Source organism: Vibrio sinaloensis (genome assembly GCF_023195835.1).
Taxonomy (GTDB): Bacteria; Pseudomonadota; Gammaproteobacteria; order Enterobacterales; family Vibrionaceae; genus Vibrio; species Vibrio sinaloensis_C.
In genome coordinates this window covers 1,235,034-1,260,355 of the sequence record NZ_CP096199.1, presented here as the reverse complement: position 1 = coordinate 1,260,355, position 25,322 = coordinate 1,235,034, and the positions used below count along the sequence as shown (strand labels likewise).

General features: G+C 45.7%; 24 protein-coding genes and 1 pseudogene. 11 read left to right on the top strand and 14 right to left on the bottom strand.

Annotated elements, in window-relative coordinates:
* Positions 1–263: 263 nt before the first annotated feature.
* Positions 264–401 (top strand): hypothetical protein, encoded by a 138-nt coding sequence (locus tag MTO69_RS05870; protein WP_248332026.1) that lies wholly within the window; start codon positions 264–266, stop codon positions 399–401.
* A gap of 231 nt (positions 402–632) precedes the next feature.
* A complete protein-coding gene (locus MTO69_RS05865; RefSeq protein WP_248332024.1) occupies positions 633–791 on the top strand; it encodes a hypothetical protein in 159 nt (52 codons plus the stop codon).
* Positions 792–825: 34 nt separating this feature from the next.
* Here the strand turns inward: MTO69_RS05865 and MTO69_RS05860 are convergent, their stop codons facing one another.
* The gene (locus MTO69_RS05860) at positions 826–2,097 is read right to left on the bottom strand and encodes a serine hydrolase domain-containing protein (protein ID WP_248332014.1); all 1,272 of its coding nucleotides are present in this window, start codon (positions 2,095–2,097) and stop codon (positions 826–828) included.
* A 116-nt stretch (positions 2,098–2,213) separates the two neighbouring features.
* On the opposite strand from MTO69_RS05860, the gene MTO69_RS05855 reads away from it, so the two are divergent.
* The 3 genes and pseudogenes from MTO69_RS05855 (at position 2,214) to MTO69_RS05845 (ending at position 4,673) form a co-directional block, all read left to right on the top strand.
* Positions 2,214–2,621, top strand: a complete 408-nt coding sequence (locus MTO69_RS05855; protein ID WP_248332012.1) for an XRE family transcriptional regulator — start codon at positions 2,214–2,216, stop codon at positions 2,619–2,621.
* Between the two features lie 215 nt (positions 2,622–2,836).
* A pseudogene (locus MTO69_RS05850) lies at positions 2,837–4,044 on the top strand (IS256 family transposase).
* A gap of 158 nt (positions 4,045–4,202) precedes the next feature.
* A complete protein-coding gene (locus MTO69_RS05845; protein ID WP_248331988.1) occupies positions 4,203–4,673 on the top strand; it encodes a hypothetical protein in 471 nt (156 codons plus the stop codon).
* Between the two features lie 177 nt (positions 4,674–4,850).
* Here the strand turns inward: MTO69_RS05845 and MTO69_RS05840 are convergent, their stop codons facing one another.
* Positions 4,851–6,236, bottom strand: coding sequence for a PLP-dependent aminotransferase family protein (locus MTO69_RS05840; protein WP_248331986.1), 1,386 nt, complete (start codon positions 6,234–6,236; stop codon positions 4,851–4,853).
* A gap of 96 nt (positions 6,237–6,332) precedes the next feature.
* Here MTO69_RS05840 and MTO69_RS05835 point away from each other — a divergent pair, with 96 nt between their 5' ends.
* On the top strand, positions 6,333–7,226 hold the full coding sequence (locus tag MTO69_RS05835; RefSeq protein ID WP_248331984.1) for an EamA family transporter: 894 nt from the start codon (positions 6,333–6,335) through the stop codon (positions 7,224–7,226).
* Positions 7,227–7,363: 137 nt separating this feature from the next.
* Here the strand turns inward: MTO69_RS05835 and MTO69_RS05830 are convergent, their stop codons facing one another.
* The gene (locus MTO69_RS05830) at positions 7,364–8,083 is read right to left on the bottom strand and encodes a helix-turn-helix transcriptional regulator (RefSeq protein ID WP_248331982.1); all 720 of its coding nucleotides are present in this window, start codon (positions 8,081–8,083) and stop codon (positions 7,364–7,366) included.
* A 157-nt stretch (positions 8,084–8,240) separates the two neighbouring features.
* Between MTO69_RS05830 and MTO69_RS05825 the strand changes: the two genes are divergently transcribed.
* Positions 8,241–9,179, top strand: coding sequence for an alpha/beta fold hydrolase (locus MTO69_RS05825; protein WP_248331980.1), 939 nt, complete (start codon positions 8,241–8,243; stop codon positions 9,177–9,179).
* A gap of 117 nt (positions 9,180–9,296) precedes the next feature.
* Here MTO69_RS05825 and MTO69_RS05820 read toward each other — a convergent pair whose 3' ends face one another.
* Positions 9,297–11,189 (bottom strand): methyl-accepting chemotaxis protein, encoded by a 1,893-nt coding sequence (locus MTO69_RS05820; protein WP_248331978.1) that lies wholly within the window; start codon positions 11,187–11,189, stop codon positions 9,297–9,299.
* A 401-nt stretch (positions 11,190–11,590) separates the two neighbouring features.
* Here MTO69_RS05820 and MTO69_RS05815 point away from each other — a divergent pair, with 401 nt between their 5' ends.
* Both MTO69_RS05815 and MTO69_RS05810 read left to right on the top strand, forming a co-directional pair.
* Positions 11,591–13,474, top strand: coding sequence for a pyridoxal-dependent decarboxylase (locus tag MTO69_RS05815; protein WP_248331976.1), 1,884 nt, complete (start codon positions 11,591–11,593; stop codon positions 13,472–13,474).
* Positions 13,475–13,673: 199 nt separating this feature from the next.
* Positions 13,674–14,957: an HD-GYP domain-containing protein gene (locus MTO69_RS05810; protein ID WP_248331974.1), complete on the top strand. Its 1,284-nt coding sequence runs from the start codon at positions 13,674–13,676 to the stop codon at positions 14,955–14,957.
* A 69-nt stretch (positions 14,958–15,026) separates the two neighbouring features.
* Here the strand turns inward: MTO69_RS05810 and MTO69_RS05805 are convergent, their stop codons facing one another.
* Positions 15,027–15,248, bottom strand: coding sequence for a hypothetical protein (locus MTO69_RS05805; RefSeq protein ID WP_248331972.1), 222 nt, complete (start codon positions 15,246–15,248; stop codon positions 15,027–15,029).
* 272 nt (positions 15,249–15,520) lie between these two features.
* On the opposite strand from MTO69_RS05805, the gene MTO69_RS05800 reads away from it, so the two are divergent.
* Positions 15,521–16,387 carry a patatin-like phospholipase family protein gene (locus MTO69_RS05800; RefSeq protein WP_248331970.1) on the top strand — a complete coding sequence of 289 codons (867 nt, stop codon included), beginning with the start codon at positions 15,521–15,523 and terminating at the stop codon, positions 16,385–16,387.
* Here the strand turns inward: MTO69_RS05800 and MTO69_RS05795 are convergent.
* From MTO69_RS05795 to MTO69_RS05765, 7 genes are all read right to left on the bottom strand, one after another.
* Complete coding sequence (locus tag MTO69_RS05795) at positions 16,384–16,986, bottom strand: 2OG-Fe(II) oxygenase (protein WP_248331968.1); 603 nt, start codon at positions 16,984–16,986, stop codon at positions 16,384–16,386. The genes MTO69_RS05800 and MTO69_RS05795 overlap by 4 nt on opposite strands.
* 103 nt (positions 16,987–17,089) lie before the next feature.
* Positions 17,090–17,728, bottom strand: a complete 639-nt coding sequence (locus MTO69_RS05790) for a response regulator (RefSeq protein WP_248331967.1) — start codon at positions 17,726–17,728, stop codon at positions 17,090–17,092.
* A complete protein-coding gene (locus MTO69_RS05785; protein ID WP_248331965.1) occupies positions 17,721–19,085 on the bottom strand; it encodes a cache domain-containing protein in 1,365 nt (454 codons plus the stop codon). The genes MTO69_RS05790 and MTO69_RS05785 overlap by 8 nt, the downstream gene beginning before the upstream one ends.
* A gap of 89 nt (positions 19,086–19,174) precedes the next feature.
* The gene (locus MTO69_RS05780; protein ID WP_248331963.1) at positions 19,175–20,458 is read right to left on the bottom strand and encodes a TRAP transporter large permease; all 1,284 of its coding nucleotides are present in this window, start codon (positions 20,456–20,458) and stop codon (positions 19,175–19,177) included.
* Between the two features lie 11 nt (positions 20,459–20,469).
* Positions 20,470–21,003 carry a TRAP transporter small permease subunit gene (locus tag MTO69_RS05775; protein WP_248331961.1) on the bottom strand — a complete coding sequence of 178 codons (534 nt, stop codon included), beginning with the start codon at positions 21,001–21,003 and terminating at the stop codon, positions 20,470–20,472.
* A gap of 104 nt (positions 21,004–21,107) precedes the next feature.
* Positions 21,108–22,199: a TRAP transporter substrate-binding protein gene (locus MTO69_RS05770; protein WP_248331959.1), complete on the bottom strand. Its 1,092-nt coding sequence runs from the start codon at positions 22,197–22,199 to the stop codon at positions 21,108–21,110.
* A gap of 387 nt (positions 22,200–22,586) precedes the next feature.
* The gene (locus MTO69_RS05765) at positions 22,587–22,961 is read right to left on the bottom strand and encodes a MarR family transcriptional regulator (protein WP_248331957.1); all 375 of its coding nucleotides are present in this window, start codon (positions 22,959–22,961) and stop codon (positions 22,587–22,589) included.
* Between the two features lie 219 nt (positions 22,962–23,180).
* On the opposite strand from MTO69_RS05765, the gene MTO69_RS05760 reads away from it, so the two are divergent.
* Positions 23,181–23,867: a DUF2982 domain-containing protein gene (locus MTO69_RS05760; protein ID WP_248331955.1), complete on the top strand. Its 687-nt coding sequence runs from the start codon at positions 23,181–23,183 to the stop codon at positions 23,865–23,867.
* 38 nt (positions 23,868–23,905) lie between these two features.
* Here the strand turns inward: MTO69_RS05760 and MTO69_RS05755 are convergent, their stop codons facing one another.
* Complete coding sequence (locus MTO69_RS05755; protein ID WP_248331953.1) at positions 23,906–24,562, bottom strand: MBL fold metallo-hydrolase; 657 nt, start codon at positions 24,560–24,562, stop codon at positions 23,906–23,908.
* A 79-nt stretch (positions 24,563–24,641) separates the two neighbouring features.
* A complete protein-coding gene (locus MTO69_RS05750; protein ID WP_248331951.1) occupies positions 24,642–25,184 on the bottom strand; it encodes a YcbK family protein in 543 nt (180 codons plus the stop codon).
* Positions 25,185–25,322: the final 138 nt, after the last annotated feature.

Here is a 25,322-nt window from a genome sequence, read left to right as displayed (position 1 = left end):
CACTTTACTCAACCCCTCTATAACCACATCATTTTTGGGTGGATTAAGTGTGGACGAATAGTGGACTTATACAATAGTTTCTCTCTCAACTATCTTAGACCCATTTTCACCACGACTCAAATCACTGCCCTGCTTCCCCTACTTTATTCTTTACTCTAGAACATATCTGAAAATACCTCAAAGAGCCTCTAAACGGTTTCCGAGTAATTCCCACATCAGTGATATACTTTCTATCAAATCGCTTACTAGTGAGGGCTACAGAAATGGATAAAAAGACTTTTTCCGAGCAAGAGCTACTCGAAGGATTAAATGCTCATACAGCACATGCAGATGAGTTGGCGGAACTGGTTGATACAGAGATAGACTTTGACGAAGCAATGGAAGATTTCAGCCACGACTAGAGAACTTATTCGTAGCTGCTTACTTTTTAAGTTGAAGTTGAGACTCTAAATCATTTCTGGACAGAAATGAGTTTTGGAAAATCAAACATTAGCAAATGACTAATAATTTCAGGTATGACAATTAGCTAAACCTGATAGAAAAACTGCCACCAAAAAGCAAAAGACAAGACCTGACCCTATTGGTTTACATTATTATCAGGTATCGGTTTTGCTTATTTCCCGGAACAGTTATTGGCACTACCAATCGCGAATAAAGAAGTAAAACAACTGCAAGTTGATTTTGAAGATGAACAAACCAGCTGGCCGATAGAGCTCGCTTGGTCACCCTCTTTAGGCCCTGCGGGATTATGGTTTGTAGAGCAGTTTGTAGAGCAGTTTGTAGAGTTATAAAAGGCATCCTAAGGATGCCTAACAGTACAATGGGTTACTTGCTAGCATCTCTGAAATGGTTAGAGATTGCTTCCATAGCCTTGTAACTATCTGTTGCATAACTGTAATCAGGCTTATCCCATGAAGATAAACGAACAATCACTAAGTTAATATCACGATCAATATACACCTGCTGACCACCATAACCTAATGTTGAGGTAATGTTGCGTTCATTATCCGTTACCCAAAACTGTGCTGAATACGCCCCTTTTGGCAACATACCTTTATAGTGCTTGAATTTATCCGCGTCACCATGAGTAATACGATCCACCCAAGCCTTGCTAATAATTTGCTGACCATTAAAGTAACCATTATTGGCAATCATTTGTCCCCAGCGACCTAAATCACGTAAGGTAGTGCCAAAACCTCCCATCACAACACAAGCCCCCTCGCGGTCAACTAAACATTGCGCGTCTTCTTCCGCACCTAACTTTGACCAAATGCGACGGCTAAATAATTCAGCAGTACCAATACCTGATACGTTTTCCATAATTTGTCCAAGCATGTCAGTCTCAGACGAGCGGTAATGGAATAACCCATCAGGGCTGTCCATTTTATTCATAGAGTATAAAAACTCACGATTTGTCGAAGGGCGACCTTCGCCTACATTTCGCCAGCCAACCGCAGACTCATGTGCCCATACTTCAGCATCAGGATTATCAAACTCCTCGCGATACTGAACATCTGAAGTCATATTGAGTAAATCAATAACCTTTACTCCTTCCCAAGCCGTATTCTTGGCATCAGGAACATAAGTTGTGACCATTTCATCCAACTTAACGCTGCCGTCATCAATAAAGGTGCTAAACAAGGTTGAAGTTAATGACTTAGAGCTACTCATTAAATGATGGCGATTATGTGGCTTCATACCATTAAAATAATGCTCAGTGATTATTTTGCCATCTTTAAGAATCAACACCCCGTCACTAAACGTACGCTCTAATAATTCAGCAAAGGTTTCACTTTCCCCTTTCACGTTAGTGTATTGAATTTCACTTAGATCCTGTTTTTGATATTCAAATTGACTCTCTTCAGCATCTCCACGCCAAACCGTTGCCGTAGGAATAAGACGATTCACTTGCTGGTAAACAGAAGTGTTATAGGGAGCATTTTGCCAACTGCTAGCAAAATCGCCATAAGGATTACCGCGAAGCTCATGCGCATGAGCAGGTAAATGACGTAATTCATCAGGAGCTTGTGCAGAAATTGCAGCTACACTTGAGAATGATAAAGCGCATGCCAGTGATAATTTAGTTAACGTGTTCATAATCAATTCCTCTATTCTGGTTAAATTAATTGGACTCTGTGTCAGTGATTGTTAGTATACGAAGCAAAGAATCTAAATTTTGTACAGCAATAACCGTAAAAATCTAAGGTTTAGACATGCCAGAATTGCAGAGTGAAGGATACGAATTTTTCGGCTTTTCAGACAGAGAGCTGCGTGCCATGCTTATTGAGCGAATAGAGTTTTTAATGGCGAATAAAAAGTGGTCAAGAGGGCAATTGGCAAGCCACGCGCATTTACCACGCAGCTCAGTTTACGCAAAACTAGACAGAGAAGCAGACAGTCAATTTACTTTTTCTGATCTTTGTGCTGTTGCCAAAGCCTTTGATATTAGCATCCTGCAATTATTTCCACTTTCTGATTACGATAGAAAATTAGGTGGAAAGCCTGTAGCGAAAGCATCCATGCTTAAAATGTGGGACAGTCTATTAGCTCGCAATGAAAAAGAGCTAACTTTATTAGCGGAAATTGACCAAGTCATACAAAAGCACTTAAATAACAAGTAAATAATCGTTAACTGAAAACAAGAGCTTTACAAACAACAAAAGCCCCAATCAAGGGGCTAATATCAATAGCAAAGGTGATTAATTAGAAAGCATGGCAAGTCACAACTTTGGCTGTTTGTGTCGTTTCACTAAAATAGGTTTTTGCTTTGCTTGAGAGTGTCCCGAATTCTGTGTAACTGTCTAGACTTAAGCCTTAAAGGCTAAGGATGGACAATATGGATAAGAAAGCACTCGAAGCTTTTGCTCGTGAAGCAGCAAAGTCAATTAAGACAGAATCTGATCTTGATGACTTCCGAAAAATGAAAATCAAGGTGACCGTTGAAACGGCGTTAAACGCTGAACTCGATGAGCACCTTGGATATCAAAAACCTCAATCCAGAACCAGCACCAACTCCCGCAATGGCTACTCGGGTAAATCAATCATCACCGATGATGGAGAAGTCGATATCGACGTCCCTCGCGACCGTGAAGCGATCTTTGAACCTCAACTCGTCCGCAAGCACCAAACTCGATTCCAATCCATGGACGACAAGATATTGAGCTTGTACGCGAAAGGCATGACCACACGTGAAATCGTCGCAACGTTCAAGGAAATGTATGACGCAGACGTCTCACCAACGCTGATATCAAAAGTCACCGATTCGGTGCTGGAGCAAGTGATTGAATGGCAATCGCGACCTTCGACGAGGTTTATCCTATCGTCTATCTAGACTGCATTGTGGTTAAGGTGCGTCAAGACAAGCACGTCATCAACAAGGCGGTCTATCTTGCGTTAGGCGTCAACATGGAAGGCCAAAAAGAACTGCTCGGTATGTGGCTCTCTGAAACGGAAGGTGCCAAATTCTGGCTTAACGTGCTGACGGAGCTTCAAAACCGAGGGGTAAAAGATATCCTTATCGCTTGCGTTGACGGGCTAAAAGGCTTTCCTGACGCCATTAACACTGCGTTCCCAGAGACGCAAATACAGCTCTGTATCGTCCACATGGTGCGAAACTCGGTCAAATACGTCCCTTGGAAAGACTACAAAGCGGTGACGACTGACCTGAAGAAAATCTACCAATCAGCCACAGAAGATGAGGCTCTGTTGGCTCTAGAGCAGCTCTCTGACCGATGGGATAGTAAGTATCCTCAAATCAGCCGCTCTTGGACGGCGCATTGGGACAACCTCAACACCCTATTTAACTACCCAGAGGATATTCGCCGAGCCATTTACACGACTAACGCCATTGAATCTCTCAACAGCGTTATTAGAAAAGCGATTAAGAAGCGCAAGCTCTTCCCAACGGATGAGTCAGCTCGAAAGGTTATCTATCTAGCTATCCGAGATGCTTCCAAAAAGTGGACGATGCCGATTAGAAACTGGCGACAAGCTCTAAACCGCTTTATGATTATGTTCGAAGACCGACTCACTGAATACATGTAACCCCGACAGTTACACAGAATTATTTACTGGGTCGCCAACAGCCTTAACACTCGGAGTCTTCGCTGTTAGTGCGTTTATAGTTGGACAGGAAATATCCAGACTAGATGATGAATTTAAGTTCACTGACCCCATGAAAAAGCAAATCGAGAAAACGATTGATGGTTTCTAGTATCGAATTTAATCGAAAGTTAAAGAGAAAACATTGGCTAAAAGTAATGCTTAGTTGGCCTGTAATGGTTTTTATGGTTTGGTTGAGTTACAGCTCAATTAATGAGTTAGTCGGTATTAACAATTTAATTGGTACAGTTCCCAAAGTAAGAATTGCAGGGTTATTGAACAATATCGCTTCTTTTGTCGGCTTTCTAATATTTGGGGTTATAACGATCATTCCCTTAGCTATGCTCCACCCATCAACGGAGCTATTAATAAAAATACCATTTTCAACGAAAGCAGGGCTATATACTGTAGCGATAGTGGTGATGAGCAGTGTTGTTTCTGCTATATGGTTGGATAACAGCATCAGAAAAAAAATAGACCAATATAACTACATCGAATGTATATCTCAGCGAGAACTCACACTAAAATCCTTAAGCCGAACATATGTATTAGACCCAAGCTTGTGTGACTGATTTGTCTTACAAGCTCTTGACGTAACACGTTTATGTTCAAATGTATCCTTGAACGCATTGATACCACTTGAGCAGTTCGAACTAATGCTCATTACTAACCTTAGGTTTCACCGTTTTTGAGCCCTCAAAAACACTCTCAATTCTCTTCAACTTACTGAAACTTAGTTCTTCATTCGGTCAACTCGCTTGCTTGATCGCCTCGACCAACTTTACGAGCTCTGCGTTGACCTCTGGGGTTAGCTCAAAGCCCATATTGATTCTTAGGCAATCATTGTATAGCGATAGCGTGCTGAACAACCTTCCCAAGCGAATATCAATCTGATTCTCTGTCACCAAAGATTCGAACTTTTCTGTGTCTAGATTAGGGACTTGTAACCAAAGTACCATTCCTCCTTGAGGATTACTGATGTTGACCTTCTCAGGCAAACGCTCAGTAAGAAAACCAAGATAAGCCTGCCTCAAATTAAGCAGTTTGGCGCGACGACGTTTTAACTGTTTAGCGTAATGCCCTGACTCAATAAAGTCTGCAATGCCGAGCTGTGTAGGCAGCGACACACCAAAGTTTGACGCGGTATGTTGCTGTCGATAACGCTCGATATAGCAACCAGGCAAACACCAGCCTAAACGGTAGCTGGGCGATAGGCTTTTTGACACTGACCCACACCACAAGATGTAGCCGCCTTGGTCATAATACTTAGCCGGCAAGGGGGTGTGCTCGGAGTAAGAAAGCTCTAAATAAACGTCATCTTCGATAATCGGCACTTGGTAGTGATTAGCGAGCTCAGCCAACGTCTGTTTTTGCTGGGCTGACATGGTGATACCTTGAGGATTCATGTGAGAGGTACAAAAGATCCCTGCTTTGACACTACCTTGTCTGAGGTGCATTTCGAGCTGAGCCAAGTCGATGCCATCTTCCAATGAAGGGATCTCAATAATCTTCCGGCCCATTTTTCCCAGTAAATCCAAAATACCGCTGAAACATGGTGAGCTGATCGCTATCGCATCCCCCACTTGAGTGCACGACTCCAGCGCAGACTTAATTGCCGGCATACAACCAGAAGTGATGACCAACTCTGCTGGGTTAATGTGCAGACCAAGCTTGGCAAAATGGACACTCAGCGCGTCTCGTAATGAAGGCTCACCTTGAGTATTGGGATATTGGTTGAGTCGGCTATTGCCTAAGCGCTTACTTGCTCGGCGAAAGCTGCGCTCGAGCTCTGTTAACGCTTGTTGATCAATATCGGTGCTAGAGACGCCAAGCGGCCCATGGTAATCAGAGAGAACGGCATAGTTCTGGTCAACGCTCGAAACCTTGCTAACAAACTGCACGATTTGCGGTTTTCGATGCTGGCTTTGACGAGCCGACACGTAATACCCAGCTTGAGGACGAGCATGAATCCACCCTTGTGATTCCAACTCTTGATAGCAACTGACGGCCGTCGACATACTCACAGACTGCTGTTTTGAAAGCTGCCTGAGTGAGGGCATACGGCTACCTTGTGGCAGTTTGCCCGACTCGATTTCACGAATAAACTGACTTGCCATCGCTCTGTAAATGCTCATAACAAGAAACTGTACTTCTTTTTAATTGAAAAATTGTATCTGTACCGACAACTGTACTCGGTCAATACTACTTTTCAACAGTAAGGGAGTACAATTATGATACGAAACGATTTATTTTTAGCGGTGTTTGTGATGGCTATTTGGGGGTTCAACTTCTCGATGATCAAAATGGGCATCACCGAAGTTCACCCACTCTTGGCAACGGCAGCAAGGTTCTCACTCGCTGTTTTACCAGCGATCTTCTTTATTCGCAGACCGCTAGTGGCTTGGCGCTACCTCATTAGCTACGGCATCGTGTTTGGCGTAGGCATCTGGGGCATGGCGTCCTGGTCAATTACCGCTGGTCTCTCTTCGGGTATGTCATCGGTTTTGCTTTCATCCAATGCCCTAATCAGCATGGCGGTCGGTGTTTTCATCCACAAAGAGATAGCATCCAAACGTAAGATTACCGGGGCTATGATCGCTATGACGGCGCTACTGATTTTGGTTTTCGCTACCAATGGCAACATTACCGCTAAAGGCCTAGCCTTTATTATGATAGCGGCATCGTGTTGGACGATCATGGGCATGATAGTGAAAGCGTCCAAAACCACACAAGCGTTTGCCTTTAATGTTTGGGGAATGCTGTTTGCGCCAGTTCCACTGGTACTGTTTGCGGTCAGTCTGCATGGCCCGGGCATCGTCACCCATGCATTTGACGTTTGGGATAGCAGTACAACCGTCGCCGTTCTCTTTCAAGCTTACCCAACCACACTATTTGGCTACTGGGTGTGGAACCGACTGTTGATCCGCTACCCGCTAAGCACAACCGCACCACTGACGTTGCTTGTTCCTGTGTTTGCGCTGATCTCGGGCTACCTTATGTATGACGAAGTTCTCAGCGTTGCTCAAGTCGTAGCCTGTGCACTGTTCCTGATTGGTATTGGGCTGATCGTAAAGCCTGCGAAACCACAACACTCAGTAAGCGCTTTGCCTATCACTCAAAGTTAGCACTGTTTCATTCGTAACTTACGCTACCTGTAAGCAAGATCGGGGTAACACTCTCGCTTACCCTATCTTACTTTTTGCGAAAGCTAACCAGCGCCGAGAAATAGAAAGTTACTCAGTTTACAAGTACAAGATCAAGGTCAACGTACCATATTCCTTGCTGGGGAAACGTGGGAGTCGAATGGGATAGGTTTACGCAGAAACGTCTCACTTTCTACGACTTCGGGAACCTTGATTCTATCCATTCTGAAATGACGGAAGTCTCTGCGCGCGGGGTCCCAAGCAACCAAATACCATAGCGGTGGTAGAATCAGCATCGCTTGCGGCTCGACCTGACGCTGAGTGATATTTCCTTTCACATCACAATACTCAAAACGTATACAGTTTTGCTTGAGAAAAGCGTGCTCAAAGACAGGCAGCAAGTCAGGATGCATCTGACCAATATTTGAAACATCTACCTGTTTCGCTAACTCCCCGACATAAAGACATTCGAGTAACCTTCGCAAATCATGTAACTTTTCTTGAGGCAGTGCCTGTTCTATTTTTTCTAATGCTCGGTCTGCTACACCACTAAACGGAAGTCCCCCTGTTGCATACATCGAGGTCACGCTGATAAGCAGAGCAAACACTTCTGCCACCGAGAGCGTGATGGTCGTTTGTAGTGAACGAAGGTCGAGCTGCAAACCACCTCCACGCCCCGGCTCTGACTCAATCACAACGCCTTGGTCGCGTAGTGAACTTAAGTCTCTTAGTATCGTGCGCTTTGATACTCCAAGCTCTTCCGCTAAAGCCGTAGCGGTTGTCGTGCCGCCACGACGTAAGCTACGCATCAGGGCTTCTTGCCTTTGTCGAATATTCATTGTGTCAGGTTAGCCATTAAAGGTGTCATGTTTTGTCACCATTAGACTATATAAATGCCCAAACGTTGTCAGCTTCCTTCTATGCTCTTTTTCAATACCAGGGATGAGCACTGTGCAGCGTCGAAATATTGGTACTTTTAAACTCAGGAGTTGGGCAATGCATCAATCCAATCATTTTCCTCAATCTAAACAGATTGTGGTAAACAAGGTGACACTCGAAGTCTTTGAAGCAGGAGAACAAAACAAAGGGCAGCCGATTGTTCTATGTCATGGCTGGCCGGAGCACGCATATTGCTGGCGCTATCAGATTCCCGCTCTCGTTGAAGAGGGTTACCACGTAATCGTTCCCAACCAACGAGGCTATGGTAACTCTTCTTGCCCAGATAGCATCGAAGACTATGATGTCGAACACTTGTGTGGCGATCTTGTCGGTCTGCTGGACTACTACGGATATGATAAGGCAACTTTCATTGGCCATGACTGGGGCGCGATGTTGATATGGTGGTTGGCTTTAATCCATCCCCAAAGAGTGAGTCACATCGTCAATCTCAATTTGCCCTATCAGGAGCGCGGAGACACACCATGGATTGAATGGATGGAAATGGTGCTTGGCAAAGACTACTACTTCGTTCACTTTAATCGACAACCTGGCGTAGCAGATAGCGTATTAGAAGCGAACACACAGCGTTTTTTGCATAATTTGTATCGCACGAATTTGCCACCAGTCGCTCCAGGAGATGGGATGGAGATGATCAATCTCGCTTTGGCTGAAAACCCACAGGGGCAACCCTTAATGTCAGAGCAGGAGCTGTCAGTATTTACTCGCGCTTTTGAAGCGTCTGGCTTCACAGCAAGCATTAATTGGTATCGTAACCTCGACAGAAATTGGCATTTACTTGCCGATATTGACCCAATAGTGCGCCAACCTGCGTTGATGATTTATGGTGAGTTAGATGTCATTCCTCAATCCCCCACTCTGAAGCAATATGTCCCCAATGTGGAGGTGACCAGCATCAAAGGTGGCCATTGGCTGCAGCAGGAGTGCCCCAAACAAACCAACCAAGCCATCATCACCTGGCTGAACAAGCAGCTTTAGTAAAGGCAATCAAAGTCGAAGCTTGCCCTAAGCTTACAGATGAAGCTATCGAAAACAATTAAGGGCCGACTTAGCGATTGTTTTTGCTGAGCCGGCCCTGATCATTACTGTGTTTCGTTAACTCAGTTTGAAGTTCGCCACTTGGCGTTTAAGGTCGTCATTAGTTTCACTCAGCAGCTCCGTTGCCTGAACAGTTTGCTGACCACTAGTCACAAGTGATTCGACGATATCTCTAATCGACAGCATATTGCGGCTTAGTTCTTCTGCGACGGTGCTTTGCTCCTCCGTGGCGGCCGCGATTTGGGTACTAACGTCATCGATTTCTTTAACCGAACCACTCATCAATGTCAGGCTCTCCGACACTTCAGCGGTTTTTTCTGCGGTTTCTTGGCACTGCCTCTTCGTTGAGTCCATCGCTTTAACTACACCCTCGGTTCCGCCAAGCAACTGGCTGAGCATATCGGATATTTCCATCGTACTATTTTGCGTACGTCCAGCCAAAGCACGCACTTCGTCAGCAACAACCGCAAAACCACGCCCTTGCTCACCAGCGCGCGCTGCCTCTATCGCCGCATTGAGGGCGAGTAGATTGGTTTGCTCTGAAATCTCACCAATGACATTAAGCACATTGCTAATTTTGTTCGCGTCTTGATTCATGCGCAAAATACTATTCGACATATCTTCAACTTCGGTGACCAGCGCGCTGACCGTACTCACTGCATTGTTCACAATCGCCAAAGAAGACTCAGCTTCTTTGCTCGCAGCGTCGGTAATTCGATTGGATTGATTGACGTTCTCAGCGACGGTTCGTGCGCTCTCACTCATCTCAGTAATAGCGGTTACCACCTGCTCTGTCTCGCTAGAGTGTGTCATCAACATATTTTCGTTCTCGCGAGCGTTAGCACCAAGCTGCTTGACGCTGACTGAAATGTTTTGGCTAGCTTGCGAGATCTGTAACATCATCTGTTGAAGATTGGAGACAAATTGGTTGAACCCGCTACTTATCTCAGCGAGATCATCTTGTCCTTCAACCTGTAAACGTTGAGTGAGATCACCATTGCCCTGAGACAGGTCAAGTACCGCAGACTTCAATCTCAGAAGAGGTCGGTACGCATAGTGCAATATCGCAAAAATTGCTGCGCAGCTAACTAAGAGCAAGATGCCTCCCGTCGCAACAGACTCATACATAGCAGAGTAGACATCGGTTAGAGCCGATGCTTGATCGACGAACACCATCAAAGTCCAATACATATCGGGGGTCAGATTGACTCTTTCAAAGTAACCATCAAATTGAATACCCAAGTATGGAAATGTGAGGTGGCCTGATTGCTCTGCAAAAAACAGTCGCTCCATCTCAGCGAAGTTTGAACTAATTTGTGAAGGCGTTTTGCCGATATCGTTAGGATCGTCGCTAGCGAAAAAAACGGCATTGTTATCGGTCAACGTCGCAGCGCCACCAGCAAAACGCATATTACTGACCGAGGTAATCACGTCGCCCAATTGAATATCACCCAATAACACGCCAATGAACTCGCCGTTTTGTCGTACCGGCATGGTCACACTTACCACCTGCTTTTGGGTGACTTGGTCCTGATAGACACCGGTCAACGTTACTGAAGTCGCGTTCTTTGCCTCTTGATACCAGCCGCGAGTACGAAAATCGTACTTAGTCCCGTCCAAAGACATATAGCTCCGGCCATCTTCATAGGTCATGATGACATTAGATATTGAGGCACTGTCGGCCAGTAGTGAGACCATCCTCTGATTATCACTGTCGCTCAGTGACAGGTTGAAACTCTCGGCGCCTTTTTCAATTGCATCCATTTTAAAGGTCATCATCTGCTCAAGTTCCGCTACGTGGAAACTGAGTTTGTCGGCTGTTTTTGAAACCAAACCTTGCACCATCTTATCTCTCATAGCCAAGATGTTCAGGGTTCCCAACACAATCAGTGACACAGCGACGAGCGTACCAACGCCAATATATATCCTCGATTTAAAGCCTAAAGTCATCCTATACCTCACACGTAAGCGAGCCTAAACGTCAAATTAGAATGATGTTTGGTTGTTATCGTTGTTATTTGAACTGATTTCATCATTGCCAACCAAGCAGTCACCCAGCCAAGAGACTCAGAGCGATATGCAACTGAGTTAACTAAAGAAGATTTAGTTGCTATTTGCCGTTTAATCAACATTTTTTGATGACAATTCCACAAAACACATGCTTATTTACCAATCGCTCAATCTAAAGTTGTATATATGCGACTTGGTTTATATTTCAGCCAAATCTGCATCGCTGCCTCGTTTAGGGTGTCTATAGTCTGCTGTACGCGTCTATTTCGCGTTGGCTAGGTGGCGAAAAACTCTCTCGCCGCTTGTTCCTGATACTAGAGATAAAAACCCTGGAGCAAAAAATGAGTAACAACAAAATACCCTTTGGACCGAGTCGAATTCCCTGGGAGAACCAAGTCCCCGAGTTTGCCGTGACTCACATCTCAGCACCCAGCGCCAATCCCATTGAGATATATGCAGAGCGCAACTACGACTTCCACTACACCGAACAAGCCGTCAACGGTTTCGACGTCGAAATTCCACCAATTGGTCAAAACAACACAGAGCAAGAGAGCGTTTATCAGCAGTTGCTCTCCTATGTAGATGCGCAGAAATCCCGGTTTTTGGGTTACCAAACAGAAGAGAATATTGAGTACGAGAAGCAATTATCTCGCTTTCTTGACGTCAGTTTGAACAATGTCGGCGACCCTTTTGTTAATGGTAATTACACCATCAACTCCAAATGTATCGAGCGCTCGGTTTTGGATTATTATGCCTCGCTTTGGAACGCCAAATGGCCCTCGCAAGGCCCATACATCGATGAAAACGGCCAGTTCCAGGAAGGCGATCCTGAGAGCTATTGGGGCTACGTTTTAACAATGGGAAGTACCGAGGGAAACCTCTATGCGATGCTCAATGCTCGAGACTATCTAAGTGGGGTAATGCTTCTCGAAGAGGAGGTTCGCAGCGTAACTAAGGATGGCGAACAGATCAGTAACTGCCAAGTTTACGCTCATCACCCTTGCCCTCCTGAACGCAATCCTAATGCATATACACCCGTCGCTTTTTACTCTGAAGATACTCATTATTCAATTGTCAAAGCGATGGCCGTCGAAAAAATTGATACCTTTGGCGATCTGGGGAACCGACTCTATCCGAACCAAAACCCAGTAGAGCCCGGCCAACCATGGCCGAGTGAAGTAGCTTCTACACCGCCATCGGACGGTCTCTACGTCAGTAGTGGTGCCATAGATGTAGAGCATCTAACTAAATACGTTGAGTTTTTTGCCAAAGAAGGTCATCCCATCCTGTTAGTGCTCAACTGTGGAACGACCTTTAAAGGCGCTTATGATGACGTGGATACCATAACGCAGCGCCTCGAGCCTATTCTAAAGCGCAATGGGTTATGGAAAAGAGAGGTCCTTGTAGACCCAGACGATCCAAACAGCGGCTATGAGACACGTACCGGCTTTTGGCTGCACATTGATGGTGCACTTGGCGCGAGCTACCTACCCTTCATAAAAATGGCCAAGGAGTGTCCAGAATATCAGCCATTTTTTGCAGAAAATGGAGGCTATACCGGACCAGAATTCGATTTTAGAAACCCAATGGTACACTCGATCGTAACCAGCGGACACAAGTGGCCGGGAGCACCTTGGCCAACCGGTGTTTATATGACCAAACAGAAATTTATGGTCTCTCCTCCTGACAACCCTGAGTATATTGGCTCACCCGACACAACTTTTGCTGGCTCAAGAAACGGGCTTTCTCCCTTGGTGCTTTGGGAATACTTCACCCGAAATAGCTATAGCGATCAGATAGAAATGGCCATGAAAGGCCAAGAGGTCGCGCAGTATGCTCAAGAGCAGTTGGGCATCGTTGCTGAGCATTGGCGAGCTAAGGGGTTAGATTTGCGACTGCAACGCACACCGCTTTCGCTGTCACTGATCTTCTTGCAGCCAAATGAAGATATTATTTTCCGCTACTCTTTGGCAAAGGAGACAATTTCAGCACCAAAAGAGTGCGATCAGGATGATGAAAAGCAAATCTTTAACTACGTTCACCTGTTTACTATGTGGGACGTCGAGAAATCGCTGATTGATTCTTTGTGCAAGGAATTGATGGAAGAGGACGCGTTTGACCCGGCAATGTTTAAACCCATCGTCAACACTCAAACCGTCAAACCTAGAGTCAAAAATGCGCTCAAACAGACCAGGCTACCACTTAGGGGGCGGTCTTTTCGTTAGAGAATTAGAAATCTACTGACTGGTTAGCGCCTCAGTGTGATCCAGTGATCGCCGTGGCGCTACCTTTCAACATGCTGCTTACAAATTACCAAATTTAATACTGTAAGTTTGAGCAACGTCACTGGTATTTGCACCATGGTCAACTAGTCTTTGAAAAGATAGAAAAATTATATAGCTATCAGTTCAAGGCAGGACGTCAGTGGAACAAATAAAATCAAAAATTGCTGATTCATTTTCTGTGGATCTCAAGCACGCGTTGATTTGGGTGGCGCGCGCTCTGGATTACGTCGGGATTGATGACATCAACCACAATCATCGGGTCGCATATATCGCGTATGAATGTGCTAAGAGGTTAAATTGGCCAATAAAAAAGCAAGAGTTTACATTCTTGGCAGGGCTAATTCATGACTGTGGTGTTTCACAAACGAATGAACACAAAAATCTAATCAGTGAAATCACACCATCTAATGTACAAACTCACTGCTCTGTTGGTTTTCAAGCTCTGAGCAATTGCAGTTTGCTGGCCAAGTTCGCACCTATTATTCTTCATCACCACACACATTGGGAACAGCTAGAAACTCTCGAACTGCCTCCCTATGAAAAAGATATCGCCGCGCTAGTTTTTATCTCAGATAGACTAGATTTCCTTCGTGCGCAGTATTCATGTGAAGAAAATCCAGACCTCGTTACCTTAAGTAAGCACCCTATTTCAAGTGAGTTGCTCAAACACAGCGGCACACTGTTTCGTCCAGCATACGTAAAAATACTCAATGAGCTCGTTGAAAAAGACGGCTTTTGGTTTGCGATGGAGCCTGAACATATCGAGTCGATACCTCTGCACTTTACTCACTTGGAATGGCTGCAAAGAGACTTATCGATGCACGACCTGATTCAATTGGGCCGCTTTATCGCGGGGATCGTCGATGCTAAAAGTCCGTTCACTTACCTTCATTCTCTAAAAGTTGCAGAGCTCTGTTTTTATTTAGCTCAAGGGCTTAACTTACCCAAGCATACCGCACGTATGCTCTATGTTTCTGGGCTTGTTCATGACATCGGCAAGCTACGAACGCCTGATGACATACTCCACAAGCCGGGCAAATTGACGACCGAAGAATACATCCATATCAAACGCCACACAATTGATACTGAAATTGCCTTGCAGATGGTATTCCCATGTTCAAAGATTGGCGAGTGGGCTGCCAATCACCACGAGAGACTAAATGGAAGTGGGTATCCCTACAATAAAACCGCGCAAGAGTTAGATTTACCTTCTCGAATTATCGCTGTCGCAGATATATTCCAAGCTTTGTCACAAGATAGGCCTTACCGCAAGCGATTAACAACACAAGAAATAGTCGAAATCATTAAACCGATGGTTGACGATCAGCTCCTGGATAACGAAGTATTCCAGCACCTTAATGAACACTTGGACCTCTACTACCAAATAGCGACTTCAACCAATATAGAAGTACCCGGACTTTAGTAGGCAAGAGCTACAGATAGTTCATCTCCTACCTGTAGCTCAACTGCCAAAATTCTATCACCGTTTACCCTAATGCGTGCTGCCATCACTTGGCTGGCCAAACTCCGTTTGTTGATAAATGTCTGCCAAACGTCGCTCTTTACGTGTTTGCGGTTTCGCTCTCGACTGAGAGTAATAATGAGTTTGCGACTGCAACGCCTTCTCGTGCTCTTTTGCAGAGTTAAGAAACTTAGGATCATTGAGCGCTTGTTGGCGTAGGCGGTTTACACGTTCGATGGTTTCTAACAACATACACACCTCCTTTTACCTGTATTTATAAACAGTATAGTAGAGTAAATGATATATGCAATAAGCACTGTATATAAATACAGATTATTTTTTAACTTACTGTTTATCAATGGTATGCCATGCTTGATATGAACAAACTATGAGCATGTCTATTAATCAGATTAGTGTTTTCTATCAATAGAAATGCTCTATCACAGTGATATATATCATCCATTTTCAAAGTCCTTTGCCCATCAATAGACTATAAACTCTGATTGTTAATGCTAGGAGTTAGAATGAAAGCGATTGTTGTTGAAGGGGGTGCAATGCGAGGGATCTTTGCGGCAGGTGTCTTGGATTTTTTTTTAGCCAATGACTATAACCCTTATGATCTTGCCATTGGCGTATCTGCTGGTGCATCAAACTTGGTTAGCTTTCTTGCCAAACAACCTCGCCGCAGTTATCAGGTCATCACACGCCTAGCAACCGATGCACAGTTTTACAGTCCAAAACGCTTTCTCAAAGGAGGTAATCTTGTCGATGTGAAATGGTTGGTGCATCACTCTGAGCAAACATACCCACTCGACAAGAAGGCACTGTTTAGCAACACTCCACTATTTGCGACCACCACCAATGTAGCGACAGGAAAGGCGGACTATTACGCGCTAACGCCGACCAACCTTGAGCAAGTGCTAGAAGCCACCTGCGCACTACCTATCGTTTACAAGGAAACACCCTGTTTCTCAGGACAATGCTACACAGATGGGGGCGTCGCCGACTCGATTCCGGTGATTGAAGCTTACCAACGAGGCGCAAAAGAGATCACGGTTGTCTTGTCTCATCCATTGAGTTACCAAATGCCAGAACGCAGAAGTGCGCTGCTGTTTAAGGGACTGTTAAAAAGATATCCAATGATCGGCCAAGCCATGGCCGAACGTGCTAAACGCTACAATCAATCGCTTGAGTTCATCCGCCAACCGCCTAAAGATGCGATCGTACGTGTGATTGCGCCACCAGAAAGCTATGCGGTTAAGCGCTTAACCATGGATAAAGCCTTGCTTGAGCAAGGCTATAACATGGGTCAAGAAGAAGGGAAAAAGCACCTAGCGAGTCGCCAAGGCTTATACGGTCCTAACCAAGAGAACTGTCACTTCTGCATTTAGTTCGCGATGTCGAGTTGGTTTCCGCTTACACCGTTAACGCGGAACCAACCGGCGATACTGTAACGCTCTTTATTGGTTGGCAATACTTCATGCGGAAACTGCTCTGAGAAGAACACCAGCAACCGGCCCGCTTTCGGTTCTATTGTGGCGAGTTTTCTATCTTGAAGGTCATAGATAACCAACTCTCCAGCATCCTCTGACTGCCATTCATCATTCATATAGAGCACCGTGGTCAGACGGCGGTTTTCATTGCCTTTAAAACTATCGAGATGCTTTTGGTAAAAGTCCCCTTGCTCGTATTTCGCAAAGTGGGCTTCATATTCAAACAGACCAAGGAAGAAGTGTCGATTAGCTGCGAGACGGATTTGTTCCATCTTGTCCAGATAGGCGCTAACAGGCTCCCCCATGCTAGGGCTCAACCACTGAATCTTATCACTGCGAATTGATGCTGCACGCATAACATCGTCGTTGCGACCAATGCGTGCCTTTTTCCACTCTTCAGGGATACAATCACGCAGTTGCCCGACTTCATCGGCTGTGAGAAAGTCGTCCCAAACATAGTAACCATGGGTAAAAAGCGCATCGATAAGTGGGTTCATCTGCTGTTGAGTCCGTATAAGCGAGTTGGGACACGCTTATACACACTAACCGCCAGAAGGAGCAATTCTGATTTGTTGTCGTCACGACAAAATAATCAAAGATTTAAGCCACAATCCCTTGCTCTACTGCATACTTAGCCAACTCGGCAGTACTATGAAGATCCAGCTTGTGTTTGATATTTTGACGATGGGTCTCGACCGTGCGATAACTGATGTTAAGTAGCGACGCAATTTTTTTACTGCTGTTGCCCTCTGCGACCAACTTTAAAATCGCCTCTTCACGCCGACTTAATGGATTAGGCTTCTGCGCTGCCGGTATCACCTCTTGAGAAAACAGAGTTTGAGTCACTGATTCACAAAAATAGGTGGAACCTTGGTAGACGGTTTTAATCGCCTGCACCATACGTTGGGCACAGATTTCTTTGAGCATGTAACCCACAGCGCCGACCTGCATCACTTTCATGATGTACTCGCGATTGTCATGCATAGTCAACATCAGCACTTTAACATCAGGCATCGAGTCTTTGATGACTTGCGTGGCATCAATGCCGTTCATCAAAGGCATACTGACGTCCATCAGCACCACATCGGGCTGAAGTGCTTTAACCACATCAATGGCTTCGACGCCGTTGCTTGCGCAACCTACGACATCAATTTCGGGCTCAGTTTGAAGACGTGCTTTAAAACCGTCTAATACCACTTGATGATCATCAACGATCACGACTTTAATCGGTTTATCCATAAACTAATCCGTCCAACTCTAGCAATACAGTGATTTCAGTGCCCAATCCAGGCTCGCTCTCAATATCAAGTTCACCACCGATAAATTCTACTCGCTCACGCATGTTACGCAGACCAATACCGCTCTTTCTCATCGTCGCATTGACCTCGAAGCCAACGCCATCATCACGAATGATCAATTGCAGCATGCTGCCCATCTGCTGCAGAATCATACTCACCTTACCTGCGTGAGAATGCTTCTCTATGTTGGTTAAAGACTCTTGGGCGACGCGATATAGGGTTGTCGCAACTTCAGATTGTAACTTTGGTGAAGGCTGAGTCTTTAGCGTCGCTTCCACATCGATGCCTGAGTGTGCTTTAAAGTCTAGCAGTAAACTGTTTAATGCCGCTTCCAGTCCAATATCATCCAGAGCACTAGGGCGTAAATTGTGTGAAATATGCCTCACTTCATTAATGGCCGTCATCAACGACTGTTGCGACTGGGCAAGATGCTGCTTAAGCGGCGCATCCTCAATTTTGTTCGCCAATAACTCGAGATGACACTTGCTCGACACCAACAGCTGGTTGATTCCATCATGGAGCTCTCTGGCCAGATGTTTTTTCTCATCCTCCTGAAACATGACGGTTTTGTGCGCTAACTCTTTTAAGCTCTTGTCTGCAAGGCGGTGTTCGTGCAGATTCACGGCCAGTGTAATAACCACTATTACCCCTACGGTCACACTCATGATAACGATCACCGAGAAGAACGTCGTCTCAATGTTGCGGTTGACTTCCGATTTTAGGTTCGCCACTTCGTTGGTGATGTCTTCAATATAGAGCCCCGTTCCAACCATCCAGTTCCACTTATCAAGCCAGGCTGCGTAGCTTAGCTTAGGCACGTTCTCACCTGTCGAAGGTTTTTGCCATAAATAGCGATGAAAGCCCCCACCACTTTGGGCTTGGTGAAGCAGCGCCTCAATCAGATGATCGCCGTTTTCATCTTGGATATGGAGTAGGTTTTGCCCCACCAGCTCCGGCTGTATCGGATGGACTAAATTCACGCCAAACTCATCGTAGGCAAAGAAATAACCATCTTTATCTTTGCCATAGCGAAGCTTGTTCAACACCTCTTTCACTTGTTGTTTGGCTTCGTGCTCAGCTAAGCTGATGTCGTTATAAATATGGTCAATCGCGTCAAAGGCAAGGTCGACGTGGTCTTTCAGCGCGGTCTCTTTGGAGCGGATCAACCCATCTTCAAATATTTGAATTTCCTTTTCACCCAAGGTTTTGGCTTGATGGATAGAAATCCAACTGGTTAGGGCGGTTACCAACACAAGTGGTAACAAACTCAGTAGTATCAGTTTTGCTTGTAGAGGCATTCCTTTCCCCAATAAAAACAAAGGCTGCCTACCTCTAAGGTAAGCAGCCACACTTTAGCAGGAGTTGTTGCTAAATCGTAACTCGGCGATCACATTCCGTAGAATCCAGGGAATGCCAGCAGGGAAGCGAGCACTAAGACCTGAATCGCGATAAACGGCATCACACCTCGATAGATATCTCTCGTTGTCACCCCATTCGGCGCGACCCCTTTAAGATAGAATAGGCTAAAGCCAAATGGCGGTGTTAAGAAAGATGTTTGCAAGTTCATCGCCACCAAGATAGCAAACCATGTCATGTTGATGCCTAGCAACTCAGCCACAGGCGCAAGAATTGGCACTATGATGAAACAAATTTCAACGAAGTCGATGAAAAAGCCCAGTACCAAGATAACCAACATGGTGATGATCAAGAAGCCCCACTTCTCGCCCGGAATTTGCAGCATCCACTCTTCAACTAAGTAGTCACCTCCGGTGTAGGTAAATGCCATAGAGAATGCCGTCGCACCCAGCAGGATAGCAAACACCATCGCGGTTACTTTAACGGTCTCTTTGGCCGCTTCGTACACCATCTTGAAGCTAAACTGGCGATAGAGGAATGCGAGAACAATGGCACCCGCACCGCCAAGCGCTGCAGATTCAGTTGGAGTCGCAACACCGGCAAAAATCGAACCGAGTACCACCACAATCAATGCCAACGGCGGAATAACCGCTTTAAGAGCCACGAAAACTTCTTGCCTGCGATTGAGGTTCTCATCCGCCGGAATGGCCTGCGCCGCTTCTGGATTCATCTTGGCGTAGATGAGGATGTACACCACATACGCGCCAACCAATACTAAGCCAGGCCACAGCGCGGCTTGGAACAAGTCGCCCACTGGCACGCCTAACACGTCACCAAGCAGGATAAGTACAATCGAGGGAGGAATAATTTGGCCCAAAGTACCCGACGCACAAATGGTGCCGCAGGCCAGTCCTTTGTCGTAGTTATATTTGAGCATCACAGGCAGTGAGATTAACCCCATAGCGACCACAGATGCACCAACAACCCCGGTTGAAGCAGCAAGCAGTGCACCAACCAGTACCGTTGAAATGGCAATCCCGCCGCGAACACCACCAAACAATTTACCCATAGATTCTAGCAGCTGCTCTGCAAGTCGAGTCTTTTGCAGTACCAGCCCCATAAACACAAACAGCGGCACCGCCATCAACACGGTGTTTTCCATGATTGATTGGATGCGGTATGGCATGAAAGCAAACATATCCATGCCTTCAGCCCAAACACCAAAGATGAGCGCAATCCCGCCGAAGGTAAACGCCACAGGGAAGCCAAGTAGTAGCGCAAACAAGGCTACAAAAAACATTACAATACCGACCATTTTTTGTCTCCTTATTTTTGCCCGTGAGCGTGTATGAGATGAGGGTTGATAATTTTATTGATTGAGTGGAGCAGCAAACCGACACCACTGACTGCCATAAAGAAAAACGATAGCGGGATCATGGCTTTGATGATCCAGCGGTAAGGAAGACCACCCGGATCGCCTGACGTTTCTCCTAGCTCGTAACTCTCACGCGCAAAGTCGATGCCGTAGTAAGCGACAAGCAAACAGAAAGGAAACAGGAAAAACAGGGTACCAAGAAGGTCGATGATCGCTTGAGCCTTGTTAGAGAGTCGTTCGTAAAACAGGTCAACACGAACATGGCCGCCAGACTTAATCGCGTAAGGAATTCCGAGAAGGAACACCGCAGAAAACAGGTGCCATTCCATTTCTTGGAATGCTATAGACACATCATTGAACGCATAGCGCATGACCACGTCATAAACGACATTGGCAAGCAGCAAGATAAACAAGATGCTCGATAACCATCCGAGGAAGTCACCGAGGCGATTAAACGCTCGCTCGATATATATTAGGCTTCTCATTCCCTACTCCATGGAATTTTGAATTAGCGCCGCTCAACACGGCGCTTTAGTATGAAAAATTTCTTGGGCTTGAACTGGGTGACTGTGTCACCCAGTAATTTCTATTATTGTTGTGCTTGGCTGTTTAAGTACGCGCGGTGCGAAATGTCTGACCATGGGCGAACCTGACTTAGGTAGTTCGCTTGAGACTCTTGGATCTCTTTTGCCACAGCGTCTTTCTCGGCGTGCTCTTTCAGCAAGCGGTCGTTGGCTTCACGAAGTGCAGTCATGACTTCTTCAGGGAAGTCTTTAACCATTACGTTCGGGTATTCTGACTTGATCGAAGCCCAGTTCTTACCACTTTCGTGCTTAGATTGAGTGTACATATCGTACGCTGCTGTCTTCATTGCAACGCGCAGAATCGCTTGCAGATCGGCAGGTAGACGCTCCCAAACACGCTTGTTAACTAGGAACTGAAGCTCGGTTGCAGGCTCATGCCAACCGGTGTAGTAGTAAGGGGCGATTTTGTGGAAACCCATACGCAAGTCTAGCGATGGACCAACCCACTCTAGCGCATCAATCGTGCGACGTTCAAGCGAGGTGTAAAGCTCACCTGGGGCGATGTTGGTTGGTTTAGCGCCAAGCTCTGCAAGGATTTCACCCGCAAAACCAGGGATACGCATTTTCAAACCTTGAAGGTCTTCAACTGAGTTGATCTCTTTCTGGAACCAACCACCCATCTGGGTATCAGTGTTACCGCCAGGGAATGAGAGTAGGTTATGTGGTGCATAGACTTTTTCCATCAACTCCATGCCACCGCCGTAGTAGAACCAAGCGTATTGCTCGGTAGGCAGCATACCAAATGGCATTGAGGTGAAGTACAAAGTGTTTGGCACTTTACCCTTCCAGTAGTAAGAAGCCGAGTGGCCCATATCGTACTGGCCAGATTTAACCATATCAAAAACACCTAGTGGCGCTTTGTGCTTGTTTGCCGAGTCGATACGAATTTGAAGTCGACCATTCGACATCTCTTCCGCCATCTTCGCCATATTTTTAGTCGCATCACCAAAAATAGGGAAATTTGGACCCCACGTTTCAGCCAGCTTTAAGCGATAAACTTTTTCCGCTGCAGAAGCAGAGGTTGCCATTACAGCCAGAGCAGCTGCCATAGCGGTTCCTTTAAAAACTCGTTTTAGCGATTTTTTAATAACACTCATGTTCACGTCCTTTGTTAACGGGTCATACCTTTTCAGATATGTTCTTTAGCGATTAAAGAATGATCCATCATTGATAAAGATGAAATCAGCGTGAACACGGATAAAATTTAACAAGGAATCGAAAAGTTAGACCAAAGGCGTACGTATAAGTACGTAGAATATAAGCCCGCCCTAAAAATCATCTATATATAAAACATCAAGATAACAAACCAAGATACTTTATTCGCTTTTGAAAAAATACGTAGTGACAAACGCGAGAGAGGATCCGAGGTCTTTTGAAGTAAATGTGACAAAGATATTAATAACTGATTGTAAAATTGAAAAAGCCCTGACCAAGTCAGGGCTTTCTAAAGCTATTTGCCGCGATAGCAGGCCAAAAAGCGACGCTTAAACGGCTTTGTAGATCACTTTGTTACCAGCCAGTTGCTCTTTCACTACCAAGTTTTCTTCAAGCAGTTTTTTAAGAGCACCCGTCGCCCAAGAGGCCGCTTTCGCTTCGTCTTGGCCCGCTTCTAGGCCGATACCTTTCGGATTGATACCGTCTGCTTGTTTAGCCACGATATCGAGTACTTGTTGCTGCTTTGGAGTCAAAGCAATGTTGGTTGTTTTTACCGCTGCTACTACTTTTTCAGCGGCTGGCTTCGCCGCCACTTTTTTCTCAACTGCAGGCTTCGCTTTCTGTGTTGCCTCTACGTTTGCAACTGTCGCTTTAATGCGCTTTTGCAGCTTAAGCTGCACTTTACGCTTATGAGCAAGTCTCATCGAGTATTTCTCCATTTCACTGCATACGTAGCAGTGGTGAAAATTTGAAGCGCGATTTATAGCAAATTTCTCGCTGAATTTACAGGGCATCTGCGGCTTTATGCCACAAAAATGCTCGATATGCTGGCATCAGGCTACAATTTAATCAGCATTGAATGTGATCGATTATTCGACTACTGATTATATAAACAGAGGTTTAACCCTATTGAGCCGAGACCTATGCAAACCGTACACCTAACCAATCAACCTTTTGTTTTTTCGTCCATTACCGTGCGATGGATGTCGGGTATTCTTGCCATCGGCAGCCTGTTCCTGATGTTATATGCTCCGGGTTGGCAACAAGCACTGCTCACGATCGTCGCCATTGTCTGCCTACTCGGGTTTGGCTACCTGTTGATTTTAAAAAGCACCGTGAAATTTACCCTGACCGCGACGCACTTTCAGCAACATTTGTTTAAAGGCGGCTGGGTGGTCAAATGGAACAACATTCAAAAGATTGGTATCTGTACTTACAACCAAGACGGCTGGCATCAACCATTGCCGTGGATAGGCATTAAGCTCAAGCACTACTCGCCCTATTTGAATAGCATATGCCCACGTATAGCGACCGAGATTCTGCTCGGCCAGCGAGCCCTACTCTATTTAGGCGCTCGCCAAAATAAACAAGGTGAACAGTTCGAAGATATGGTGCTTGACTCGTCAGTGTACACCAATGCAGAGGGCGAAGAGTTTAAAGGGCTGCAAGCGATGCTGGCCAATCGCATGCGTTATCAACGACGCTACTTTGATTACGATATTTTTATTGCTGCGCAGGATTTAGACCGTGAGCCGGAAGAGTTCGTTGGTTTGGCACGGCGATATTTGGCCGCTGCAGAACCAGAGCTCGACGATATGCTGAAAAACTAACAGGGCCGCGAAATGCGGCCCTGTTAATGACTGATATTTTAGTAGAGCGGCATTTCATCGGCTACAAACGGGTTGCTGGCGCGCTCTCGACCAAAGGTTGATTCTGGACCATGCCCCGGTACAAAACGCACGTCATTCCCCAGCGGCCAAAGCTTGGTCTTAATCGAGGAGATCAGTGTGTCGAAGTCCCCTTTAGGGAAATCCGTTCGACCGACAGAACCATTGAATAGCACATCGCCAACGAAAGCTAACTTCGCTTCTTGGCTAAACAGAACCACGTGACCAGGGGTATGACCAGGAGTATGGATGACATTAAGCACCTGCTGACCAAAATGAACTTGGTCACCCTCGTCTAACCACTGGTTTGGCTCAAAGGCTTGGGTTAAAGGGAAGCCAAACATCTGACTCTGCCCCTCTAAACCCTGCAGCCAAAAGTTGTCTGCTTTGTGTGGGCCAACGATTTCCACACCACCCAACGCTTGTGCCAATGGCTCTGTGCCGCCAACATGGTCAAGATGGCCATGCGTGAGCACCAATTTCACCACTTTCACCCCTAACTCTTGGATAAGGGTCGCCAACTGCTTTACATCACCGCCAGGGTCTACTACAACGCCTTCCATCGTCTCATCACACCAGACGATCGAGCAGTTTTGAGAAAATGACGTCACAGGGACGACTTGGTATTTTAACGACATAGGGAAACCTTGAGATATTTCTAAACTGGCAGAACTATGACATTTGACGGCCCATTTGACAACTCGACGACGCCATCAACTACGCCCAATAGCGAACTGGGCCAGTATCAATATGAATAAAGTTACTGCGCGGATAATAGCCCACCCCACCAAACTTGAGTTCGCGAGCCACATCTCTCACACGTTTAAGGTCAACACCATCTAGGCGAAAATCTATCGCCTGACCCAGCATGTGATAGCTCTTTTTGGCAACGCCACTTGAGCGGCCACGCAGTGCTTCATTGGTGGCAGGCGAACGATAACCAGAAATGATCTGCACTTCTGCATCGACTCCAAGTTCGGTTTGAATCAAGCTGATTTGATCAAACAACCGTTTGTCCATCGGATGGACTTCGTTACGTCTAAAATCGCGACATAAATGGTTAAGACGACGTAACTCGCGCGACACATACTGCGCGCCATCAAAGTAACAGGTTTCTAGTGCTTCTTGGGTATGCAAGTTGGTTAATGCAAGTGAACGCGGTCGTCCTGCGTAAGAAGCCAATGCGATACTCGGCGTACAACTTGCTATGACTATGCCACTTGCGGATAGTTTTAAGAAATCTCGTCGGGATAACGCCACAATCTTTTACCTTCACTGTATTGAGTTGCTACATATTCGGCAGGCGACACTACCGAACTCTCCAGTGAAGTGCAAATGCATAAAGCGTGCTCAAAGTGGTATCAATCGCAGGTATATCTGCTTACTTATTGAACATTC

What these genes read in the sequence shown, in the direction of transcription:
- MTO69_RS05825 (WP_248331980.1), top strand. Translation starts at nt 8,241, where the DNA reads ATGCATCAATCCAATCATTTTCCTCAATCTAAACAGATTGTGGTAAAC.
- MTO69_RS05795 (WP_248331968.1), bottom strand. Translation starts at nt 16,986, where the DNA reads ATGAACCCACTTATCGATGCGCTTTTTACCCATGGTTACTATGTTTGG.
- MTO69_RS05785 (WP_248331965.1), bottom strand. Translation starts at nt 19,085, where the DNA reads ATGCCTCTACAAGCAAAACTGATACTACTGAGTTTGTTACCACTTGTG.
- MTO69_RS05840 (WP_248331986.1), bottom strand. Translation starts at nt 6,236, where the DNA reads ATGAGCATTTACAGAGCGATGGCAAGTCAGTTTATTCGTGAAATCGAG.
- MTO69_RS05820 (WP_248331978.1), bottom strand. Translation starts at nt 11,189, where the DNA reads ATGACTTTAGGCTTTAAATCGAGGATATATATTGGCGTTGGTACGCTC.
- MTO69_RS05870 (WP_248332026.1), top strand. Translation starts at nt 264, where the DNA reads ATGGATAAAAAGACTTTTTCCGAGCAAGAGCTACTCGAAGGATTAAAT.
- MTO69_RS05860 (WP_248332014.1), bottom strand. Translation starts at nt 2,097, where the DNA reads ATGAACACGTTAACTAAATTATCACTGGCATGCGCTTTATCATTCTCA.
- MTO69_RS05780 (WP_248331963.1), bottom strand. Translation starts at nt 20,458, where the DNA reads ATGGTCGGTATTGTAATGTTTTTTGTAGCCTTGTTTGCGCTACTACTT.
- MTO69_RS05765 (WP_248331957.1), bottom strand. Translation starts at nt 22,961, where the DNA reads ATGAGACTTGCTCATAAGCGTAAAGTGCAGCTTAAGCTGCAAAAGCGC.
- MTO69_RS05845 (WP_248331988.1), top strand. Translation starts at nt 4,203, where the DNA reads ATGGTTTCTAGTATCGAATTTAATCGAAAGTTAAAGAGAAAACATTGG.
- MTO69_RS05790 (WP_248331967.1), bottom strand. Translation starts at nt 17,728, where the DNA reads ATGGATAAACCGATTAAAGTCGTGATCGTTGATGATCATCAAGTGGTA.
- MTO69_RS05755 (WP_248331953.1), bottom strand. Translation starts at nt 24,562, where the DNA reads ATGTCGTTAAAATACCAAGTCGTCCCTGTGACGTCATTTTCTCAAAAC.
- MTO69_RS05760 (WP_248331955.1), top strand. Translation starts at nt 23,181, where the DNA reads ATGCAAACCGTACACCTAACCAATCAACCTTTTGTTTTTTCGTCCATT.
- MTO69_RS05800 (WP_248331970.1), top strand. Translation starts at nt 15,521, where the DNA reads ATGAAAGCGATTGTTGTTGAAGGGGGTGCAATGCGAGGGATCTTTGCG.
- MTO69_RS05775 (WP_248331961.1), bottom strand. Translation starts at nt 21,003, where the DNA reads ATGAGAAGCCTAATATATATCGAGCGAGCGTTTAATCGCCTCGGTGAC.
- MTO69_RS05815 (WP_248331976.1), top strand. Translation starts at nt 11,591, where the DNA reads ATGAGTAACAACAAAATACCCTTTGGACCGAGTCGAATTCCCTGGGAG.
- MTO69_RS05830 (WP_248331982.1), bottom strand. Translation starts at nt 8,083, where the DNA reads ATGAATATTCGACAAAGGCAAGAAGCCCTGATGCGTAGCTTACGTCGT.
- MTO69_RS05770 (WP_248331959.1), bottom strand. Translation starts at nt 22,199, where the DNA reads ATGAGTGTTATTAAAAAATCGCTAAAACGAGTTTTTAAAGGAACCGCT.
- MTO69_RS05805 (WP_248331972.1), bottom strand. Translation starts at nt 15,248, where the DNA reads ATGTTGTTAGAAACCATCGAACGTGTAAACCGCCTACGCCAACAAGCG.
- MTO69_RS05855 (WP_248332012.1), top strand. Translation starts at nt 2,214, where the DNA reads ATGCCAGAATTGCAGAGTGAAGGATACGAATTTTTCGGCTTTTCAGAC.
- MTO69_RS05835 (WP_248331984.1), top strand. Translation starts at nt 6,333, where the DNA reads ATGATACGAAACGATTTATTTTTAGCGGTGTTTGTGATGGCTATTTGG.